Raw genomic sequence first — 21,775 nt, 5'->3', positions numbered from 1 at the left:
GAGCGTGGGAACGATCGGGTCGCGGGGGCGGTGGAAGATCGTTCCTCACGCTCCGCGTGGGAACGATCTACAGCCCAGAATTCAGGCGTAAAAAAAAGCACCCCGAAGGGTGCTTCTTCACAACAACTGGATCACTGGGCGGGTTGGTTCTGACCGAGGATCAGTTGGCCTTCCTTGCTCACCGGGATCTGGTTGCCCGGGTCGCGGTCCATGCGGACTTTGCCTTCTTTGCCGTCGAGCATGTAGCGAACGTCATAGCCTACAACTTTGTCGCTGATGTCATTGACCGTGTTGCAGCGCGTCTGCGTGGTGGTGTAGGTGTCGCGCTCCTGCATGCCTTCCTGAATCTTGTTACCGGCATAACCACCACCGGCCGCACCCGCCACGGTGGCGATTTTCTTGCCAGTGCCGCCGCCAACCTGGTTACCCAGCAGGCCACCGGCCAGGGCGCCGATCACGGTGCCGGCGATCTGGTGCTGGTCCTGGACCGGCTTCTGCCGAGTCACGGTGACGTCCTTGCACACTTCACGCGGGGTCTTGATTTGGGTCTTGACCGGTTCCACGGCCAGTACTTGCGCATACTCAGGGCCACTCTTTACCAAGCTGTAGGTCGCGACCGCACCACCGGCAGTCACACCGACAGCACCCAATACCGCACCAACCAGCATCGATTTGTTCACTTGAACCTCCAGGCCATCACAAGCGGATTAATCCGCGCTTCTCCCAGCCTTGGAGCACAAAAAAAGGCGCGAGTTCAACTCGCGCCTTTTCAGCGGTGACGGGCGGGACGACGAGCTTTATGGGCGGTCGTCCACTTCCGTTTCGGTGGCCGCTGGAGGAATCAGGTCCTCGGTGCTCAGGTTCAGCCAGATCAGTACCACGTTGGCGATGTAGATCGACGAGTAGGTACCCGCCAATACACCGACAAACAGCGCGATGGAGAAACCGAACAGGTTGTCGCCACCGAAGATCAGCAGCGCCGCGATCGCCAGCAAGGTGGAGATCGACGTCGCCATGGTCCGCAGCAGCGTCTGGGTGGTCGAGATGTTGATGTTCTCGATCAAGGACGCCTTGCGCAGCACACGGAAGTTCTCACGCACCCGGTCGAACACCACGATGGTGTCGTTGAGGGAGTAACCGATGATCGCCAGTACCGCCGCCAGCACCGTCAGGTCGAAGGTGATCTGGAAGAACGACAGGATGCCCACGGTCACGATCACGTCGTGGATCAGCGAGACAATCGCACCCACCGCGAACTTCCATTGAAAGCGGAAGGCCAGGTAAATCAAGATGCCGCCCAGCGCCATCAGCATGCCGAGGCCGCCCTGGTCGCGCAGTTCTTCACCCACCTGCGGGCCGACGAACTCGACGCGCTTGACCTGGGCCGGGTTGTCGCCACCGGCCTTCTGCAAGGCCTCGGCCACCTGGTGGCCTAGCTGCGGGTCTTCACCCGGCATGCGCACCAACAGGTCCGTCGTCGCACCGAAGCTCTGCACCACGGCATCGCTGTAGCCCGACGTCGCCAGTTGCTCACGCACCTTGGTGACATCGGCCGGACGCTCGTAGGTCAGCTCGATGAGCGTACCGCCGGTGAAGTCCAGGCCGTAGTTCAGCCCCTTGGTGGCCCAGCTGAACAACGCCAGTACGGTAAGGAACAATGTGACGCCGAACGCAACGTTGCGAACGCCCATGAAGTTGATTGTACGTAACATGGCAGCCCCTTAAATCCACAACTTCTTGAAGTCACGACCGCCAAAGATCAGGTTGACCATTGCGCGGGTCACCATGATGGCTGTGAACATCGAGGTAAAGATCCCGAGGGACATGGTCACTGCGAAGCCCTTGACCGGGCCGGTGCCCATGGCGAAGAGAATCCCGCCCACCAGCAACGTGGTCAGGTTGGCGTCGAGGATCGCGGTGAATGCCCGGCCGAAGCCTTCGTTGATCGCACGTTGAATCGTCATGCCCGCGGCGATCTCTTCACGTATCCGCGAGAAGATCAGCACGTTGGCGTCCACCGCCATACCCATGGTCAAGACGATACCGGCAATACCCGGCAGGGTCAGCGTAGCACCCAGCAGGGACATCAGGGCCAGCAGCATCACCATGTTCACCGCCAGCGCGACGGTGGCGATGATGCCGAAGAAACGGTAGATGGCGATGATGAACAGCGAGACGAACAACATGCCCCACAGCGACGCATCGATACCCTTGGTGATGTTGTCGGCACCCAGGCTCGGGCCGATGGTGCGTTCTTCAGCGAAGTACATCGGCGCGGCCAGGCCACCGGCACGCAGCAGCAGGGCCAGTTCCGAGGACTCACCCTGGCCGTTCAGGCCGGTGATGCGGAACTGGCTGCCCAGTGGCGACTGGATGGTCGCCAGGCTGATGATCTTCTTCTCTTCCTTGAAGGTCTGCACCGCGACGTCTTTCTCGACACCATCGACCACTTGCCTGGTGTAGGTGGTGGTCGGCTTCTGCTCGATGAAGATCACCGCCATGCTGCGACCGACGTTGCTGCGCGTGGCGCGGCTCATCAGTTCGCCGCCGTGGCCGTCGAGGCGAATGTTCACCTGTGGGCGACCTTGCTCGTCGAAGCCCGCCTGGGCGTCGGTCACCTGGTCACCGGTGATGATCAGGCCACGCTCGATCTGCGCCGCCGGACGACCGCCCTCACGGAACTCGAAGCTCTCGGAGGTAGCCTTGGACGCACCCGGCTCAGCGGCCAGGCGGAATTCCAGGTTGGCGGTCTTGCCGAGGATACGCTTGGCTTCGGCAGTGTCCTGCACGCCCGGCAGCTCAACCACGATGCGGTTGGCGCCCTGGCGCTGGACGATCGGCTCGGCCACACCCAGCTCGTTGACGCGGTTACGCACCGTGGTCAAGTTCTGCTTGATGGAGTATTCGCGGATTTCCGCCAGCTTGGCCGGGGTCATCGCCAGACGCAGCACCGCCTGACCATTGAGGTCGGCCGGCACTATGTCGAAATCGTTGAAGTTCTTGCGGATCAGCGCACGGGCCTGCTCGCGGGTATCTTCATCGCTGAAGCCCAGCTGGATGGCACCGTCGAGCTGCGGCAGGCTGCGATAGCGCAGGCGCTCTTTGCGCAACAGGCTCTTGACGTCGCCTTCGTAGACTTTCATCCGCGCGTCGAGGGCTTTTTCCATGTCCACTTCCAGCAGGAAGTGCACACCGCCGGACAAGTCCAGGCCCAGCTTCATCGGGTGCGCGCCAAGCTTGCGCAACCATTGCGGGGTAGTCTGGGCCAGGTTCAGGGCTACAACGTAATCGTCGCCCATGGCCTTGCGCACCACGTCCTTGGCCGGCAGTTGGTCTTCCGCCTTGGTCAGGCGCAACAGGCCGCCCTTGCCGTTTTCGGCGATGGACGCAGCCTTGACCTCGATATTGACCGCCTTGAGCGCAGCGCTCGCACGGTCCAGATCGGCCTGGGTGACCTGCAGCGCAGTGCTTGCGCCACTGACCTGAATGGCCGGGTCATCCGGGTATAGATTGGGAGCGGAATAAATCAGACCGACCGCCAGCACCGCCAGGATCAGTACATATTTCCACAGAGGGTATTTGTTCAGCATCACGCCGCCCGCTTATGACGCGGGGCGCCTTGCGCGCCCCGTCGATTGAAGAGAAGTTGTTACTTAGATCGCTTTCAGCGTGCCTTTTGGCAGCGTGGCCGCGATAGCGCCCTTCTGGAACTTCATTTCAACAGTGTCGGACACTTCCAGTACCACGAAGTCATCGGCCACTTTGGTGATCTTGCCCGCGATGCCGCCGGTGGTGACCACTTCATCGCCCTTTTGCAGGCTGCTGAGCAGGTTCTTCTGCTCTTTGGCGCGCTTGGCCTGTGGACGCCAGATCATCAGGTAGAAGATGACCAGGAAACCGACCAGGAAAATCCACTCGAAACCGCCACCCATAGGCGCGGCTGCGGGTGCAGCGGCATCAGCCATGGCGTTAGAGATAAAAAAGCTCATTTAGCACTCCAGTTGCAAGTATTGAATCTAGGGATCGGAAAACTCAGTCCAAAGGCGGAACAGGCAACCCGCGCTTGGCATAGAAGGCCTCGACAAAGGCGGCCAATGTACCCTGTTGGATAGCCTCGCGCAAACCAGCCATAAGCACCTGATAATGGCGCAAATTGTGGATGGTATTGAGCATACTGCCGAGCATTTCGCCGCACTTGTCCAAATGATGCAGATAAGCGCGGGAGAAGTTCTGGCACGTATAGCAATCGCACGTCGGATCCAGCGGCGAATCATCATGGCGATGGAACGCGTTACGGATCTTCAGCACACCGGTGTCGATGAACAGATGCCCATTGCGGGCATTACGGGTTGGCATCACGCAATCGAATATGTCCACCCCGCGGCGCACACCCTCAACCAGATCTTCCGGTTTGCCAACGCCCATAAGGTAACGAGGTTTGTCAGCAGGCATTTCGCCCGGCAGGTAATCGAGCACCTTGATCATCTCGTGCTTCGGTTCGCCCACCGACAAACCGCCGATGGCCAGGCCGTCGAAGCCGATCTTGTCCAGGCCTTCGAGGGAGCGCATGCGCAGGTCGCGGTGCATGCCGCCCTGGACAATGCCGAACAGCGCCGCGGTGTTTTCGCCATGGGCATTTTTCGAACGCTGGGCCCAGCGCAACGACAGCTCCATGGACACCCGCGCCACGTCTTCATCGGCCGGGTACGGCGTGCATTCGTCGAAGATCATCACGATGTCCGAGCCCAGGTCGCGCTGCACCTGCATCGACTCTTCCGGGCCCATGAACACCTTGGAACCGTCCACCGGAGAGGCGAAGGTCACGCCCTCCTCCTTGATCTTGCGCATCGCACCCAGGCTGAACACCTGGAAACCGCCGGAGTCGGTCAGGATCGGGCCTTTCCACTGCATGAAATCGTGCAGGTCGCCGTGGGCCTTGATCACTTCCATGCCCGGGCGCAGCCACAGGTGGAAGGTATTGCCCAGGATGATTTCCGCGCCAATCGCCTCGATGTCCCGTGGCAGCATGCCCTTGACCGTGCCGTAGGTGCCCACCGGCATGAACGCCGGGGTTTCCACGGTACCGCGGGGGAAGGTCAGACGACCGCGACGAGCCTTGCCATCGGTGGCGAGCAACTCGAAGGACATGCGACAGGTGCGACTCATACTGTTTCCTCGGGTCCGCGTGGCGCGGGGTTACGGGTGATGAACATCGCATCACCGTAGCTGAAAAAGCGGTATCCATGCTCGACGGCGGCCTTGTAGGCGGCCATGGCTTCGGGATAACCGGCGAACGCCGAAACCAGCATCAACAGCGTGGATTCGGGCAAATGAAAGTTGGTGACCAGGGCATCGACCACATGGAACGGCCGGCCCGGGTAGATAAAGATGTCGGTGTCGCCACTGAACGGCTTGAGCACACCATCGCGAGCAGCGCTTTCCAGGGACCGCACGCTGGTGGTCCCCACCGCCACCACCCGCCCACCGCGAGCGCGACAGGCCGCCACGGCATCGACCACGTCCTGGCTCACTTCCAGCCATTCGTTGTGCATGTGGTGGTCTTCGATGCGCTCGACCCGCACCGGCTGGAACGTGCCCGCGCCGACGTGCAGCGTCACGAACGCGGTCTCCACGCCCTTGGCGGCAATCGCCTCCAGCAACGGCTGATCGAAATGCAACCCCGCCGTCGGCGCCGCCACCGCCCCCAGGCGCTCGGCGTACACGGTCTGATAACGCTCGCGGTCCGAACCTTCGTCCGGGCGGTCTATATAAGGAGGCAACGGCATGTGCCCGACACGGTCGAGCAGCGGCAACACCTCTTCGGCAAACTCAAGCTCGAACAACGCATCATGCCGCGCCACCATCACCGCCTCGCCGCCACCGTCGATGAGGATCGACGAACCCGGCTTGGGCGACTTGCTGGAGCGCACATGGGCCAGCACACGATGACTGTCCAGCACCCGCTCCACCAGAATCTCCAGCTTGCCACCGGAGGCCTTCTGGCCAAACAACCGCGCCGCAATTACACGGGTATTGTTGAACACCATCAAATCGCCCGGGCGCAAATGCTCAAGCAAATCAGTGAATTGACGGTGAGCCATGGCACCGCTGATCCCGTCCAGGGTCAACAGTCGACTGGCGCGACGCTCGGCCAGAGGATGGCGAGCGATCAGCGAATCCGGGAGTTCGAAGGTAAAGTCAGCAACACGCATGATGGGGTTCGTCTAGCAGGGCCGGAAAGTCTAGCGGAAATATCAAAAATTCACCATGAAACGTGATTGACCAACGGTAGGCACCTCTCTATACTTCGCCGCCATTGAGCCCTGATGGCGGAATTGGTAGACGCGGCGGATTCAAAATCCGTTTTCGAAAGGAGTGGGAGTTCGAGTCTCCCTCGGGGCACCATCTTAAAGAAAGACCTTGAAATTCAAGGTCTTTTTTTTCGTCTGCAGAAAAGTCACCCGATCCATTTGTGGCGAGGGGATTTATCCCCGCTGGGTCGCGAAGCGGCCCCAACCACCAAACCTGTGGCAAGGAAGAATCTGTGGCCAGTAAGAAACTTGTGGCGAGGGAGCTTGCTCCCGCTTGAGCGCAAAGCGCTCACAAAAATGTCACAGCCCCCACCGATGCTCCGCCTTGCAACGCCCAGTTGATCCACCGCTCCTCCTCACCCGCTGACAAAGGACTCCACCCCATGGAATTGCTGCTGGAAACGGTCGCTCTTTACTCGCTGAAGCTGGCTTATGAGACGGAGGGGCATAGTCCGATTTTGCGGGATGATCCGTTGATGGGCGGGTGTGATCGGGAGGTGTTTGGGTTGTTGGTACGACGGGGCGATGTGGCTGGGATTCAGGGCGAAATCGGTCGATGCCTGGATTTAGCGCTGGGGGCGGTTGGTGGGGTGAGTACGGTGTTGGGACGGGAGCTGCATCGTTTGGCTGCGGATTTCAACGCAGTGCAGAATATGGATGATCTTTACGCTCCGCTCATCGCGCTTAACGGTTATGTGAAAGATATTCTATAACCCGCAGCGCTCGTTCCCACGCTCCGCGTGGTAACGCATCCCGCGACGCTCCGCGTTGCAGACTTACAAACAAAACACGCCCCTACGCAGGTAATCATGGACGACATCATCGCAGCGATTGGCAATTGGCTAACCGAAACCCATGAGGGGAAACGGCAGGCCGTGACCAACCTGGAATGGCTCTTCTGGATCGCCGCCGGGATCGTCGGCGCAATCGCCGCGAAGGATTATGCTTCGAAGCGTAAGGCGCTGATAAAGCGAACGGAGCAGGCCTTGCCGGAGAAGGACCTGATCGCCAAGTCTTTTAGTGATGAAGGGGGTCGCGCGGTTAACTATGTCGGCATCCTACGGCGGGTTGAGGATGGGTATACCGTTAGCCTGATTCGGGAGACCGACGGAGAACGCACCGAGTCGTGTAGCAAGGTGATGCCATCGTTGGAGAGGGTTGAGGCTCATCTTAAAAGCTGTACATCGTTTATTTTGTCGGACTTCAAAGGCTGAAGAGAGATATGAACATCACCCTGAAGGGCTGCTCACTCAGAGAAAGCGCCTAAGAAAAGACAGTATTCGTCCAACAAAAATAATTTGCCCCAGTTCAGTTGCATGACAGATAAACCTGATCGCTGACCGTCGAACCTTTCGAGGATTGAACGATGCCCCGCCAACAGCTTGTGCAGATTGACCTAAGCGCAGTGATGAGTTCCGACGAACTCCACTCCACCCTAAGTGATGCGCTCGGCTTCCCCGGCTGGTACGGTCATAACTGGGATGCCTTCTGGGACGCTATTACCGGCTTGGTACAGATGCCCCATGAACTGCAATTTTTGGGCTGGACCGATCTGTCCAGACGCCTACCTGAAGATGCGAAGCTCATGCAAGATTGTCTCGCAGACATGAAGCTGGAATATCCAGAGTTGGCCCCCCAAGTGAAATTCGACTAAGCATCCCTCCACCCTTTTTTCACACTCCTTTCTACATAACCAAGGATGACTACAGATTGAAGGACTCAAACAGATGTTATTTTCGATAGAGGATTTCTTCTACCCTTACTTAAAATTTCTCCACGGCGCGGCCTACAACCTACACCAGATCCTGGAAGGCCTTGGCGTCGTATCATCGACCTTCACCGGGCGTAACGACGCCGGGCAAATCATCGGAACTTACTGGTCGCCCGATGAAGCCATGGTGATCACGCTGGGCTACCTGATGATGCTGTCACTGCTGCTGATCCCCTTGCTGGCAGCAACGGCCTTTACCGTGAGCAAGAAGCGAGGCGTGTTCATCTTCTTCGCGCTCTTGTTCCTACCCGGAGTGTTGAACTGCCTGGGCCTTTTCCCAACCATCAATTACCTGCCCATCCGTTACACCATCAATGGCGTTGGAAAGCTGGGCAGCGAAGTAGGGCTGATTCCCCTGCTGGTGCTTTGCGCCCTCACCGGATGGGCTGTCATGGTCCTTATTTATGACAACCTCAATCTCACCGAACGCTTCCGACAGCTATACGATCACTTCTGGTTTCCGCTGGCATTGGTCGCAGCGGTGTTCTTCGTGGCGGACAACGGCGCCAATGAAGACGCCGCACTGCTGAAGGAGGCGACAGCGAGCATCCAGGACGCCAGCACGCTCCTGTTGAGCCAAATCAGGCGCTACGATGATTACTGTAAGACCAATGGCTTGGGCAGCCTGAAGTCGTGCCAGTGGAGCAGCGATTCACAGTGGACCTTTACTCACATCAAGGAAGGTGAAGCCGGCTACTTCATAGATTTCGCACCGAACGAGTCCAAGGGGTTCTACGCCGCCAATAGAAGAACCATAAGCGACGAGGACGTGACCGCCATTCGCACAGAGATCAACGACTACAACCAACGGTTGTGCCCCGTGAAGCACTTTTCCAATGACATGTCGCGCTCATCACCCCTCTCCAGCACCTGCGAATACGTTCCCCGTGGCTATTGCTCGGTCAATCCTGATGGCCCGCCGGGACTTGTAGACAAAAATATCAGCAGCCACACCGTAGCCTTGGCCAGCGAATGCATCATTCCCTGGCTCGCCGGTGCCAAGCCTTCTTTGAAGCAATTGTCGGCGCTAGTCAGCCAACATGACAAAGCCAAGAATCACCGTTGGCTGTATTTCCTCGCTGTCGCCGTAGCGGTCGGAGCAAAAGTGGCCTTGGCGACTACCAAGCTATGTTTGATTGATGCACGACCTGGGGCTGATAGGCGTCGTGTTCTTAGGGGAGCACGGCATCGCTTGGGTCAGTGCCTCCGTGTGATGAAGCGCCTGCTGGTCGGTTTTGGCCAATCTGCATGGGTCGCTGCAAGCCGCGTATCCAAGCTGCTCAAACGGGGATAGCACGGCAGGATCAACCTTCTACCGGTGATCGTTTCGCGTAGCCATTGAGAAAGGAGCGGCTCGTGAAGATTGCCCTAAATGCTCAAATACACAGGCACGCCGTTACCTCTCGCTCAAGCATGTCCACCAGCTCCGGGTCCATGAAGCGATAGTCATCGGGAACATCCAGAACATGCAGCTGCTTGTGCTCAAGCAGCCGAGCGTACTCTGCCCGTAGACGATGCTCGTGCTTGCGCTCCATCACAAAAATGACATCGGCCCAACGGATATCCGCTGGGCCGATAGGTTTGCGTGCGTTCGGGCTGGTGCCCGCCGAACGAGTGCTGAAGCCAGGACGTCGCCAAAATTCCTACCCTCCTCTGCTCATTTTCGAGCCAAACGCCACTTACGGCGGTTCGCCTCGCTATGCACGCACGCGAGCGAATGACGCGAAAAGCTCACCCCCCTGCCCTGACCACTGTACTGGTCCCATTGCCGATAAACCCGAATAATGCCGCGTTTTTAGATCGAGGTGGTTTTGAGTGCTGGGACTTGTACCTGTGCGAAAAATCGCCGGATACGCGGTTTGTGGACCCTCCGCAGGAAGATGTGACGGACCTGCACAAATGGCACAGGATCAATCGAAGGAAGCTTGCTTTGCAGTCGTGGCAAAGAGAGTATTGGCAATCAAATAGCCATCACCGAAGGAGGTTGCGATGCCGCTTCAAACAAGGAACGTGTTTGTAGATACCGAATTTTTTGTCAAAGCCGGCTTGGATTTTTCATCCAAGACACTGGAATCTTTCAAAGAGACTTGTGGTGCTGGTGAGCTGAATCACGTCACCAGCACGATAGTCGTTCGAGAAGTGAAACGTAAAATAGGTGAGCACATCGGTGATGCTATCAATGGTGTCAACGCGTTTCGTCGCAAAGCGAAAATACTGACAAACTCTAGCGATGATGTTATCAAAAACTTATTTGTGCCATTCGATCAAAAAGAAATCGAAAAACACGCGATACAGGTATTTGATAATTTTCTCGATGATTCCAATACTACTGTTGTTGATTTGAGCAAGGTAGATGGAAACGAAATTATCGAAATGTATTTTGATCAAAACCCTCCATTTCAGGGCGGAAAGAAAAAAAATGAATTCCCTGACGCTTTTACTCTTCTGGCTGTTCGCGGGGCGTTGAAAGTCCGGGAAGAGATATATGTTGTTTCAGAAGATAAGGACCTGATTACTTTCTGCGAAGAAAATCCTAGATTCATCCAAATCGACAGCCTAAGCAAGCTGCTCGACCTCTATAACGCCCATGATGAAGATCGGTCTAAATTCATCAAAGAATATATCGAAGAGCATGAAGAAGAAATCAAGCAGACTATCAAATCGTTGATCGAAGATGCCGACGCCTACAACTCCTCAACGTGGGAGGATGCCGAGGTAGATGAGTTCTCGATTCTCGGCGTTGGAGATTTTGATCCATCAATCATTCATATTGATGATGAAAGCTGCCAAATCGTTTGTGATATTGAGATCAATTATCGTGTTTCGGTAACGGGGCCTGACTATGCAAATGGTCGGTACGACAGGGAAGACGATGTTATCTATACATTTGAAGATACGACACAGATAGAAGATGGGAAGCTAGAATTTACCGTTGAGATCGATCTCTCGTACGAGGTTGACGATGGTGAGTTTACTATTCAAGACATGAATATAAGCGTTCAAGGGCTATCGGACGGTATTGAATTTTCAGTAGAGGAAACCCCTTACGAAGATTATCGGTAGCAATGTGCGTTGGATACTCCACCAGTATTTAAGAGCGTTTGGCCATAGATGCGGCCTTACTCTGCTACTCGCTTCGCCTTCCCGGCGAGCTGGTCACTGGGTTAACGATATTGCTCAAGGAATAGACGATGCTACAAAGCTATGCTTTCCGTAATCGTGATGGCCTGCTAGGAATTTTTCAAAAAGAAGGCGACGTAGTTCATCTGTATGTAGATAGTCAGTTTTATACATACGATTGCCGAGATTGGAAGGAATGGACTCAACAAGCTTCAAGTGATTACGATAAAAAATTTGCGGGCGTGGATATTTCAAACCCAACAGAAAAATCAATTTATTATTATCTGCTTCGATTTTGCGAAAGTATTAATATTGATGTGCTCGACTTGGTCGAAGTAGAAAATCCCGGTTTTTTCTTCTCACGAATCAGCAGAGGAAATTTTCAATTTAATTACGTAGGGGATAGCTACTACCAAGAAATTAGGGCCTACCAAGCAATTCAGGATTCATTAGATTCGCTCCTTTACGTCGTTGAACCATCGAAAACAAATTTCGAGTCTTACGGCCATAAGATACGTGAGCTATTGATTTTGGCATGTACTGAGATCGAATATCTTTTGCTTAGGGTATTGGTAGAAAACGGATACCCCCAACAGAAAACCTATAAAACGACCGACTACATACATTGCTTACCAATCCTCAAGCTAAATGAATACAAGGTGGTATTAGGTCAATATCCAAATTTAAAAACTTTCCAGCCATTTGCAAACTGGAGCAAACAGTCACCGACACAAACACTTGAATGGTATGACGCTTATAACTCAGTGAAGCACAATCGAGGCGGGAGCCTAAAAAATGCCAACTTCAAGAACTTGCTTGACGCGATTGCCGCTATTCATATTTTGCTAGAAGCCCAATATGGTAAAAGTATCTTTCACAAATGGACTCAATACAAGGAAGCCAAAAGTGTTTTCGAGAGCATTTCTCGACCTACATGGCAGCCCTCAGAGATTTCAGTACCCATTTTCGAAGGTTATGAAATAAAGTCTAAATGGGTCGGTGCTTTACAGTATTTTGCCTGTAACCCGCTCCCTAGCAAACCGCCGAAACCAAATGCGTAACGTGTGGTAAGTGAACTTATGAATAAAAGCCAGGTTCCCCGGCTGCTAGGTTCTGTACGAAATCCTATGAAACCGCCGTCACCGCACCTAGACGCTGATATTCGGTAGAGTTCGCGTCCATCGAAGGCAGGATGCCACGATGGTTAAGCGGTACGAAATCCCTGATGCGTCCTGGAAGCTGGTTGCTGATCTCTTTGAACAGCCCCGGCGCAGCGGTCGACCGAGAGCCGATAATCGTTTGTGCTCAATGGCGTGCTCTGGGTGCTTTGCTCAGGCGCTGCATGGCGCGACATGCCCGAGCGCTTCGGACCCTGGTCAACGGTCTACCAGCGGTTTCGAGATTGGCATAACCAAGGAAGGTTCGACGTGATGCTCAAGCGGCTGCACATCAAACTGAACGAGCAAGGATTGATCGACCTGGAAACCTGGATGATCGACTCCACTGCTGTACACGCAACCCGAGGCTCATCTGGCGCCGGGAGCAAAGGGGGCCTGATGAACCATCAGACCACGCCCTAGGCCGCCGTCGCAGAGGTCTGACGACCAAGATTCATATCCTTTGCGACGCCAATGGCGTACCGCTGCGTTTTCTGCTTTCGGGTGGACAGGCCAGTGACATCTCGTACGCCCAGCCCCTGCTCGATGAAGCCTATATCCCCATTTTGTGCGGTCCCTCGCAAATGCTGTCACTGGCTTTTGGCTGACAAAGGCTACGATGCCGAAGCTCTGCGACGCTACTGTGACCGTTATCGCATGCAGCCGATAATCCCTCTGCGATCCATGAAGCGCAAACCCAAGCCCGGCTTACCTCGCTTGCTTGATCGACCGAAATACCGGAAAGGCAACATCATCGAACGCATTTTCGGCCGGGCTGAAAGAGAACCGCCGCATCGTCACTCGCTTCGACAAGCTTGCGAAAAGCTACGCAGCGATGGTCTCGCTAGCTTGCGCTATGCGATGTTTGCGACATTACTTTTCGTACAGTGCCTAGCGAAACGCCGCCTAATTCAAGCTCACTTAAAAAAACGCATAGGCCTCTTTACTGACGCTAGGCTCCGCGTTAGTGTCTTGCATGGCACTTTGCCACGAACGGAAGCATCTCGGAGTCGACATGGTCAGTCAATGCAATCACTCAAAATCAAAAAAATCTATCTTTACTGCATTCACGAAAACTCTCCGCAATCAACCGCCAAAATTTCCCTGTAATTTCATCCCCCCCCTACCACGACGCAAAAAAAACAATAAAAATTTAATCAGCAGGCCAAGCCTGCCGTCCTCATCGCTGCATATAATCACTACAAAAAAAAATCAGAAAACAACAACAACACTGAAGACACAAACTTACAGGCTCCACAACCTACGCTTCGATAGCGAATCAAATTCATTATCATTGGCAAAGTGATCTTCTAGCAAACAATCTGCGGATGGAAACATGTTGAATTTCTCTTTAGCCGTGACCGACCCTGACTGGGGATGCGCCTATCAGGAAGTAGCGGACAACCTAAATATTTCGGCTATAAAAGCATGCTTTGTAAAAGTCGAAAACTTGAATAGCTTTTCACAACAGTTGAGCAGCTGGATTTTAGACACATCCTGGATGATGAATCTTGATAAAGGGGTGCGCCGACAATACGATTATACCGTTAAAGAAACTGCCGATCTGCTGGTAACTATTTTCAAAAGTGCATCCGCAGGTGGGAATATTGGCGAGGAGTTTGGAGAACTAATGGTTTCAATTGGGTCCGCCAGAGGGTTGGAACAGATCTTTCGTCACTCTAAAGTTCCAATAGCCGAACTCTGGAAACCACAAGCAAAACAAAATGAAGGCTTTGACTTTCATACCGTATGCGGTAGAGATCTCATAAATTTTGGCGAGGCTAAATTTTCATCAAGTAAAAATCCACACGGCCCCGCCATAATTCAAGCCGGTCGATTTATATCTGAAGAGAAACACCTCAGAGACAGAGCACATCTTGTAAATCTTGTACAGCCAAAATCAATAAGCCATCTAGACAATGATGATTTTGGTGTCATTGTGGCCTTTTCTATAAACTCACCAAACCCTTTGGGAATTTTTAAGAACGCTCTAGAAACAGCACAGAGTTTTGCAACGGAAAATGGAATTGAAAATATATATCTGGTAGGAGTAAGTGAGTAATGCTTAGCAAAATATTGCAAATCAGCAAGTCCACCACTCCTTATTTCGACATTTCTGAAACCCTAAAAAAACTTCATAGAGAAGGTCCTGCCACTTCCGACATCTTAGAAAGTCTAGCCCTTTACAAAGAATTTCACAGAGAAGAATTCGAAGAATTAGAAGAACAGATAATTTCGGCACTGGGCCTCTTTTATAAAGTCAAAAACCCAAGCACTCTTTATTCCCTATTATTATCCGCTGTGGGCGCCCAACATAAAGCTGAGTACGATGAGTTCCTTACCCCCGTTCAGGCTAGTGTCCGGCGTGCCGTCGACGAAAACCAATTTATATCTATATCAGCCCCAACTAGTGCAGGAAAGTCGTATTCAATAAGAGATTTTATTGCGGAGGAGCCAGGTGACGCTGTGGTGATTGTCCCTTCACGCGCACTTATCGCAGAATATATTAATACGATGCGACGCCGATTTGACGGTGACAAAAAAGTGATGATTTCCCCCTTTGTTGATTCAGTTTTTACCAGTAGAGATTTAAGAAGAATTTTTATCTTGACTCCCGAGAGAGCACGAGAATTATTTTCGCTAGGCTTAAGCTTAGATATAAGGGTATTCTTTTTTGACGAAGCTCAGGTTTCAGAAGAACCAGGCCGAGGTGTAGTGTTTGACGTTCTGGTACGCCGAATAAAAAAATCGTTTCCTAAGGCAAAATTAATTTTTGCTCACCCCTTTGTAGAAAACCCTGACGCCCAATTTAAGAAACATAATATTTCAGATCAAAATAGTTTCGCCAAGTCATATAGCTATGGAGCAGTCGGAAAAATCAGCATATTTAGGCATAAAAATGGCAAAGATCTGTATTTCTCCCCATTTGAAAAAGATGGATACTACCAAAAAAAATGCATTGAATTTGAAGGCGGATTTGAAAAGTTCGCCTTCAACGGGGAGCATTCCTTACTCATATTTGTATCTAAGACCTCGATTTATAACGATAAATTTTTAAGTGACTTCCTAAAGCATATAGATAAGTTCCAAAACATAACCGACGGCAATGCCCTTAAGATAATCCAAGCGGTTGAACATATTCTGGGAGCGGACGAAAGCGAGCATCGTTCAAAGCTAGTTTCCCTCCTGAGAAAAGGAGTAGTTATTCATCACGGTTCTGTCCCACTAGAGGTAAGATTTTTAGTTGAGGATTTTATCAGAGGCGGCCATGCCAGAATATGCTTTGCCACAAGCACCTTGGCTCAAGGCATCAACATGCCATTTGATATTGTCTGGTTAAAAAACATGCGTATTTCAGGAGAAAAAGACAAAGAGAGGTCCCTGTCGTTTAAAAATCTAATCGGTCGCGCAGGAAGACTTTCCACAAAAAAAATATTTGATTATGGGTATGTCTTTACGGAAAGCCCCCAACTCTACACAAAAAGAGTCAATGACACTTATTCACTTAGTGAAATTTCCGTTATTGATTCTGACTTCGCCGATGCCAGCCCTGACACTCAGGAGCTAATGTCCTCTATAAAAAGCGGAACATTTAACGATGAGTACAACATGCCAAAAAGCAAAGTCGAAAGGCTTTCTAGCCCGGAGATTATCATCGCGTGCAGAAATATTCTCGATAGGTTATACGAAGCAGGAAATGTAAGAGACAGCATCGCTGGCGAAGCTAACAAAACGAAGCGAGAGCATATTCGTTCCGACCTAAAACTCATATTCGAAACCTCTATCAACAGAGAACTACTGAAGGGAGAAGAGGCAGTATTTAAAACAGCTTCAATGATATTTCTTCTGACCATTCAGGGGAGGACTTTCAGAGAGATTGCTGGCATTAGATACAGCAATATTTCTAAACGAAATATCGGCCACGTAGGCGACGCAGCCTTTTCTCAGCAAGCAAATAAACTTCCCGACAGCAAACTTGAAAAAGCATATCCTTTATTCAAAGGAATTAAAGCACGAGACGTTAGTTATGACGCGATCATCTTCGACACTTACGACTACTTAGATCAAGTAATCTCATTTTCTTTATCGGATGTTTTCTCAGCAGCTTTCAGAATTTACGGCAAGCTCACAAGTGATTCAAGATCCGAAAAAATGGTTGAGCTTCTTCGATATGGCACAAATAACGTAATCCACATGCTATTGATGAGATATGGATTTTCACCCGAAGCCGTAACGGAGCTGACCCCATATATAAAATTTGTCAACGAACAAAACATCATATTTTCTCCCGAAGTAGAATTCGCCCCTCAGTATATTAAAGACATGGTTAGCTGGTATCTCCCATAAATTAGAGCAAGGGGACAAATTTAGTTTCGCACAACCAAATAAATCTGCTCCTTTTCCCTACGCACCAACGACGCAGGCAAAAGGTTGTCGCTCTACATTATTTATATTTTAAATACAGCAACAATTAATACAGAGTGAAACATATATGGAAATTAATGATCATGGTTTATTTTGGTGGGCTGAAAACGATCAGACCGATGGATACGCTGCTGGTCTTTTGACTATAGACTCCAGTGGATTAATTAGTCTGGAACTTCACCATACTTTACCCGGCCGTAGCGGGATTGAGGCGGTTTTTGGGGGGCAGTCCCTAGGAGATGCAGGGATTGTCGGCTGTCTAAAGGCCACAGGGCAGTATGTATTGCTCAGGGGACTGCAAACAAATGGAGGGCGAAGTGGACTGATATCGTTCGAAAACTTCATCGCTGAGGAATGTTATATCTGTAACCAGCTACTGAAGTTTGATAAGTTTACGAGACTAAAGATTTCGTTAGTTGGATTACAAGAGTGGATCCGACCAGGAAAAATTGAACACGAAGATCCGTCGAATAACAAAATGTCAATTGAGCTCGAATGTAATCAAAGTGAATCCTGGGACACTAACCTGGGAACTGTCGAAATACGACATAATTTTACAGGCAACAAGCCAAATTTTCTTAGCCATTCAATTAACATCGGAATAGTTTCGGAGCTCCTATATACTCCTAAGTCTCCATCCACAAGCCAAGAACTTATTGAGTGGTATCGTGCAATCCAAGACCTGCTACTGATACTCACCAACTGCACCTTAACGCTAAAATGGCCAAAATTTATTTGTAGCGCAGACAACAAAAACATAGAGATTGGATATTATTTCCGTCGACAACAGCCTGCTGATAGCCAGGTAAAATGGTATGAAACCCTTCTCCCATTCCCAAGGGTTCGCGCCCTATTTGGCTCAATGATAGATAGTTGGCTTCTGAAGCGTAAAAGTCTTGGGCCTGGCATAAGTCTTTATTTGGGGACACGTCGAAACATCCGACTGTATGCAGAACATCGTTTTGTAAATTTGGTCTGGGGCCTTGAGGCTCTAGCTCGTCGGACGGACCTATCACAGCCTGACGAATCCAGGCTTAGCGAAAAAATCGAACGAATCACCAAAGCAGTTGGTTCTTTAAGGGACCTCAACTACAGTGACCGAAACTGGCTAAAAAATCTTATAAAACGCTCCAGCGAGCGTCCGCTTTCGGAAAGGCTATACGAAACTTTAAAGCCTGTTGCAATCGATATACCGGAAAGCAATCTAAAACTATTTTGCAAGACCTGCGCCGACCTACGAAATGATCTATCCCATCATGGAGGAGAACGTACGCCGGGAGATTATGAAAAATTTATATCCGGTGTATTTAAGAACAGCGATGCACTCTCAAAACTTTATCTTCTTGTAATATTAAACCTACTCGGAGTTAGCGCCACAGAACTTAAGAGAATAATTTATACAGACCCAAACTCCAGCTCTTTTAAGCTCCCATTCCAGGAAGCTGGCTTGATTCCTGACGAAGACATTCAGAAGATCCTCGCTAGACTCAGCACTAAAGAAAAAGAAGAAGAACCTGGAGAGAAGAAGAACGACTCAAACTCAAGTAAGTTATAGATCCGATCAAAATTGACACTTTATGAGACATGAGCATAAGGCTCATTAATTCACCATTAGCTCAATTATTCTTATCATCCCCCCCTTTTACAAAAGAAGAGGTCTTGCACAGCAAGACCTCTTAGATACTCACTTTCAATGGTTTAGTGCTTCAATCTATCTAACCTCAACAATATCCAAAGCCCGATTCGCCAACAGCTCACTCACCTCAATCACCTGCAAGATCCCCAACGCAACCCGCCGTCGCGAACCATCCAAATCAAACGCCAAATCACTGATCATGGCATTCGCCGAAGCCAGGTTCTCACTGAGATTCGCAAGCAAACACTCAGAATCAACCCCCGGATCAATCCGAAAAATGGAGTCCGACTTGTCAGGCGTTTCGCTCTTAGGCTTGGGCTTTAGGTAGTAATCCAACGCACGAGTGGCCGCGTCGTCGAGCTTTTTGTTGCGGGCAGACTGGGCACGGGATGTGGGTTCGTCTGAATCTGTAACTGGAGGGTTCGGTGTAATTTTGACCATGGTCTTAACTCTCAGGTTGAGGCCACGACCCGTTCGCTGCTAAACGAATTGGGAGGCAGCTGTACGCAGGTTAGCAGACCGACGAGTTAAGAAATCGGCGCGTCCGAGGACGCCCTGCGCACAGCCACCATCAAGTGCAGGAATGGGGATTCCTGTCTGATGGACGCGTTGTGCGACTTAACTCGGCGAGCTGCTAAACCCGATCACTGACCATCAGTGACAGGTCCAAAACTACCGACGCAGCCCCAGGCGCACAAGCCGGCGGATTCTGGCGTAGTTGTAGGCAAAGGCGCAAGGCGCTGTGGCTTGGCGGGCCTTCGTCGTCGTTGTCTGTCGGTCTGTACTGACAGACGCCGCTCGACTGGTCCGGGCAGATGCTCGATGCCGTTCAATTGAGGCTGTCGGAAGATCGGTGGCGAGGCATTCATAGGAGGGGGGCTGCTGCGCAGCCCAGCGGGAGCAAGCTCCCTCGCCACGTTGGTTACCTGCGATTGGAGCCGCTAGGCGCCCTCGCCCTTCTCCGACGACTCATCGCTGTGCACCACCACCAGCAACTGCGCCTGAACATCCCCCACCGAACGCAACCGATGCGGTTTCTGCGCATTGAAATGCAGGGCATCGCCACGGTTCAGCAGCACGCGCTCGTTCATGAAGTCCACTTCCACCTGCCCCTCATGCACGAACAGGAACTCCTCTCCAGTGTGTTCCTTGAACGCGTGGTGGGCGGTGAATTCAGCGGCCGGGTAAAGGATGAAGGGCAGCAGGCTGCGTTCGGACACTTGATGGGCCAATACCGCGTATTCGGAGCTGCCGCTGCTCGCCGCGAGGGATTGGCGGTCTTCGCTGCGCACCAGGCTGTAGCTGTCGAGGGAGACGGTTTCTTCGGAGAACAGCTCCTCGACTTTGACGCTCAGGGCCTTGGCGAGCTTGAGCGCCGTGGCGATGGAGGGCGTGCTCAAGCCCCGTTCCACCTTGGACAGGTAGCTCTTGGTCATCCCGGTTTTTTCGGCCAGGACGTCCAGTGTCATGCCGAGTTTTTTCCTGAGCAGTTTCAAGCGAATGGACATAGGTAACCAACATTTCCAGAGAAACGGACAATCTGCGATTGCAAATGACACTTTGTGTCATATAGTCTATTTAGTGTCATTAGCACCTTCCTTTCACAGCTTCCATGACGCGGATCAAGAACGGTCAAAGAACGAATCAGGAGAACGGATATGAGCAAGACACTGGCGACGCCCAAGGACCAGTTGGTCCAGCATGCTGTTAACCAGATGCAGAAAACACTGCCGGATAATACGTGGACTGTACGACAAAAGCTGGCCCTGACCTGCCGCATCCTGTTTGAGAACGGCCATGACTCAGGACTGGCGGGGCAGATTACCGCGCGCGGGCCGCAACCGGGCACCTATTACACCCAGCAATTGGGCCTGGGCTTCGATGAAATCACCGCCGGTAACCTGCTACTGGTCAATGAAGACCTCGAGGTGCTGGAGGGTCATGGCATGCCCAACCCGGCCAACCGCTTTCACACTTGGGTCTACCGCGCCCGGGCGGATGTGAATTGCATCATTCACACCCACCCGACCCACATCGCCGCGCTGTCGATGCTGGAAGTGCCGCTGCAGATTTCCCACATGGACCTCTGCCCGCTGTACGAAGACTGTGCCTTCCTGAAGGGCTGGCCGGGTGTGCCGGTGGGTAACGAGGAAGGCGAGTTGATCGCCGGTGCCTTGGGTGACAAGCGCGCCATCCTGCTTTCCCACCACGGCCAGTTGTCCACCGGTGCCACCGTGGAAGAAGCCTGCAACATCGCCCAACTGATCGAACGCGCCGCGAAGCTGCAATTGCTGGCCATGGCCGCCGGCGAGGTGAAACCGATCCTGCCTCACCTGGGCCGCGAAGCCCACGACTGGATCGCCCGCCCCAAGCGCCACGCGGCCGCCTTCAACTACTACGCCCGGCAGACCCTGCGCCAACACGCCGATTGCCTGAACTGAACCCACCAGGAGCGAAGCCATGTCTACCCCCAACATCCACGGCATCATCGGCTACACCATCACGCCCTTCTCCACCGACGGCCAGGGCTTGGACCTGGACGCCCTGGGCCGGTCCATCGACCGTCTGATCGACAGCGGCGTGCATGCCATCGCGTCCCTGGGCAGCACCGGCGAAGGCGCCTACCTGAGCGACGCCGAGTGGGACCAGGTCAGCGAGTTCAGCATTGCCCGCGTCGCCGGCCGGGTGCCGACCGTGGTCAGCGTGTCTGACCTGACCACCGCCAAGGCGGTACGCCGCGCACGTTTTGCCCAGGCGAAGGGCGCCGATGTGGTGATGGTGTTGCCGGCCTCTTACTGGAAACTGAGCGAGGCGGAAATCCTCGCGCACTACCAGGCCATCGGCGCCAGCATCGACCTGCCCATCATGCTCTACAACAACCCCGCCACCAGCGGCATCGACATGTCGGTGGAGCTGATCCTGCGGATTTTCAACGCGGTGGATAACGTCACCATGGTCAAGGAAAGCACCGGCGACATTCAGCGCATGCACAAGCTGCAATTGCTGGGCGAGGGCCAGGTGCCGTTCTACAACGGTTGTAACCCCCTGGCGCTGGAAGCCTTCGCGGCCGGCGCCAAGGGCTGGTGCACCGCCGCGCCGAACCTGATCCCACAGCTCAACCTCGATCTGTACGCCGCCGTCCTGGCCAACGACCTGAGCCAGGCCCGGGCGTTGTTCTATCGTCAATTGCCGCTGCTGGATTTCATCCTCAAGGGCGGTTTACCCGCCACTATCAAGGCCGGTTTGCGCACGCTTGGCCTGGAGGTTGGCGATCCGCGCCTGCCGGTTTTTCCACTGGATGACGCCCGTAACGAGCGACTGCAGACGATGTTGAAACAACTGCTCTGATTCGCGA

Annotated in this window: 19 protein-coding genes, 1 tRNA gene and 2 pseudogenes; 13 read left to right on the top strand and 9 right to left on the bottom strand. The window is 52.8% G+C overall.

Translation table 11 applies throughout. The features are described 5' to 3' along the window. Positions 1–131: 131 nt before the first annotated feature. The 6 genes from BM321_RS08490 to queA form a co-directional block, all read right to left on the bottom strand. Positions 132–680: a glycine zipper 2TM domain-containing protein gene (locus tag BM321_RS08490; protein ID WP_092442204.1), complete on the bottom strand. Its 549-nt coding sequence runs from the start codon at positions 678–680 to the stop codon at positions 132–134. A gap of 117 nt (positions 681–797) precedes the next feature. Beyond that, positions 798–1,712 carry a protein translocase subunit SecF gene (gene secF, locus BM321_RS08485; protein ID WP_092442203.1) on the bottom strand — a complete coding sequence of 305 codons (915 nt, stop codon included), beginning with the start codon at positions 1,710–1,712 and terminating at the stop codon, positions 798–800. Positions 1,713–1,721: 9 nt separating this feature from the next. Next, the gene (secD, locus tag BM321_RS08480; RefSeq protein WP_092442202.1) at positions 1,722–3,590 is read right to left on the bottom strand and encodes a protein translocase subunit SecD; all 1,869 of its coding nucleotides are present in this window, start codon (positions 3,588–3,590) and stop codon (positions 1,722–1,724) included. Between the two features lie 63 nt (positions 3,591–3,653). Further along, positions 3,654–3,989 (bottom strand): preprotein translocase subunit YajC, encoded by a 336-nt coding sequence (yajC, locus tag BM321_RS08475; protein WP_007956696.1) that lies wholly within the window; start codon positions 3,987–3,989, stop codon positions 3,654–3,656. 43 nt (positions 3,990–4,032) lie between these two features. After that, the gene (tgt, locus tag BM321_RS08470; RefSeq protein ID WP_175534993.1) at positions 4,033–5,148 is read right to left on the bottom strand and encodes a tRNA guanosine(34) transglycosylase Tgt; all 1,116 of its coding nucleotides are present in this window, start codon (positions 5,146–5,148) and stop codon (positions 4,033–4,035) included. Between the two features lie 14 nt (positions 5,149–5,162). After that, entirely contained in the window at positions 5,163–6,212 is a 1,050-nt protein-coding gene (gene queA / locus BM321_RS08465; protein WP_092442200.1) for a tRNA preQ1(34) S-adenosylmethionine ribosyltransferase-isomerase QueA, read from the bottom strand. Between the two features lie 108 nt (positions 6,213–6,320). Between queA and BM321_RS08460 the strand changes: the two genes are divergently transcribed. The 5 genes from BM321_RS08460 (at position 6,321) to BM321_RS08440 (ending at position 9,376) form a co-directional block, all read left to right on the top strand. Further along, a tRNA-Leu gene (locus BM321_RS08460) sits at positions 6,321–6,405 on the top strand. A gap of 289 nt (positions 6,406–6,694) precedes the next feature. Next, a complete protein-coding gene (locus BM321_RS08455; RefSeq protein ID WP_092442199.1) occupies positions 6,695–7,024 on the top strand; it encodes a hypothetical protein in 330 nt (109 codons plus the stop codon). A gap of 96 nt (positions 7,025–7,120) precedes the next feature. Further along, positions 7,121–7,525, top strand: coding sequence for a hypothetical protein (locus BM321_RS08450; RefSeq protein WP_092442198.1), 405 nt, complete (start codon positions 7,121–7,123; stop codon positions 7,523–7,525). Between the two features lie 152 nt (positions 7,526–7,677). Next, entirely contained in the window at positions 7,678–7,965 is a 288-nt protein-coding gene (locus BM321_RS08445; RefSeq protein ID WP_092442197.1) for a barstar family protein, read from the top strand. Between the two features lie 73 nt (positions 7,966–8,038). Continuing rightward, positions 8,039–9,376, top strand: a complete 1,338-nt coding sequence (locus BM321_RS08440) for a hypothetical protein (RefSeq protein WP_092442196.1) — start codon at positions 8,039–8,041, stop codon at positions 9,374–9,376. Between the two features lie 82 nt (positions 9,377–9,458). Here the strand turns inward: BM321_RS08440 and BM321_RS31240 are convergent. Continuing rightward, positions 9,459–9,716, bottom strand: a pseudogene (locus tag BM321_RS31240) (phosphotyrosine protein phosphatase); the annotation flags it as partial. Between the two features lie 355 nt (positions 9,717–10,071). Here BM321_RS31240 and BM321_RS08430 point away from each other — a divergent pair. The 6 genes and pseudogenes from BM321_RS08430 (at position 10,072) to BM321_RS29635 (ending at position 18,339) form a co-directional block, all read left to right on the top strand. Beyond that, positions 10,072–11,145 (top strand): PIN domain-containing protein, encoded by a 1,074-nt coding sequence (locus BM321_RS08430; RefSeq protein WP_092442195.1) that lies wholly within the window; start codon positions 10,072–10,074, stop codon positions 11,143–11,145. 128 nt (positions 11,146–11,273) lie between these two features. Next, positions 11,274–12,263, top strand: a complete 990-nt coding sequence (locus BM321_RS08425) for a hypothetical protein (RefSeq protein WP_092442194.1) — start codon at positions 11,274–11,276, stop codon at positions 12,261–12,263. A 139-nt stretch (positions 12,264–12,402) separates the two neighbouring features. Then, positions 12,403–13,254, top strand: a pseudogene (locus BM321_RS08420) (IS5 family transposase). 441 nt (positions 13,255–13,695) lie between these two features. Further along, positions 13,696–14,421: a hypothetical protein gene (locus BM321_RS08415; RefSeq protein ID WP_092442193.1), complete on the top strand. Its 726-nt coding sequence runs from the start codon at positions 13,696–13,698 to the stop codon at positions 14,419–14,421. Beyond that, a complete protein-coding gene (locus tag BM321_RS08410; RefSeq protein ID WP_092442192.1) occupies positions 14,421–16,706 on the top strand; it encodes a DEAD/DEAH box helicase in 2,286 nt (761 codons plus the stop codon). The genes BM321_RS08415 and BM321_RS08410 overlap by 1 nt, the downstream gene beginning before the upstream one ends. A gap of 145 nt (positions 16,707–16,851) precedes the next feature. Further along, positions 16,852–18,339, top strand: a complete 1,488-nt coding sequence (locus tag BM321_RS29635) for an ApeA N-terminal domain 1-containing protein (protein ID WP_139230561.1) — start codon at positions 16,852–16,854, stop codon at positions 18,337–18,339. Between the two features lie 156 nt (positions 18,340–18,495). On the opposite strand, the gene BM321_RS08405 is transcribed toward BM321_RS29635, so the two are convergent. Further along, complete coding sequence (locus tag BM321_RS08405) at positions 18,496–18,861, bottom strand: DUF6124 family protein (RefSeq protein ID WP_092442191.1); 366 nt, start codon at positions 18,859–18,861, stop codon at positions 18,496–18,498. Between the two features lie 500 nt (positions 18,862–19,361). Further along, on the bottom strand, positions 19,362–19,928 hold the full coding sequence (locus BM321_RS08400; protein WP_092223346.1) for a helix-turn-helix domain-containing protein: 567 nt from the start codon (positions 19,926–19,928) through the stop codon (positions 19,362–19,364). A gap of 150 nt (positions 19,929–20,078) precedes the next feature. Here BM321_RS08400 and BM321_RS08395 point away from each other — a divergent pair, with 150 nt between their 5' ends. Beyond that, positions 20,079–20,861 (top strand): aldolase, encoded by a 783-nt coding sequence (locus BM321_RS08395; RefSeq protein WP_092442190.1) that lies wholly within the window; start codon positions 20,079–20,081, stop codon positions 20,859–20,861. 19 nt (positions 20,862–20,880) lie between these two features. After that, positions 20,881–21,768 carry a dihydrodipicolinate synthase family protein gene (locus tag BM321_RS08390; RefSeq protein WP_092442189.1) on the top strand — a complete coding sequence of 296 codons (888 nt, stop codon included), beginning with the start codon at positions 20,881–20,883 and terminating at the stop codon, positions 21,766–21,768. Positions 21,769–21,775: the final 7 nt, after the last annotated feature.

This window comes from Pseudomonas sp. NFIX10 (genome assembly GCF_900111955.1).
Lineage (GTDB): Bacteria > Pseudomonadota > Gammaproteobacteria > Pseudomonadales > Pseudomonadaceae > Aquipseudomonas > Aquipseudomonas fluorescens_AA.
Note: the sequence above shows the minus strand (reverse complement) of the source record. Positions and strands in the feature narration are given on the sequence as shown.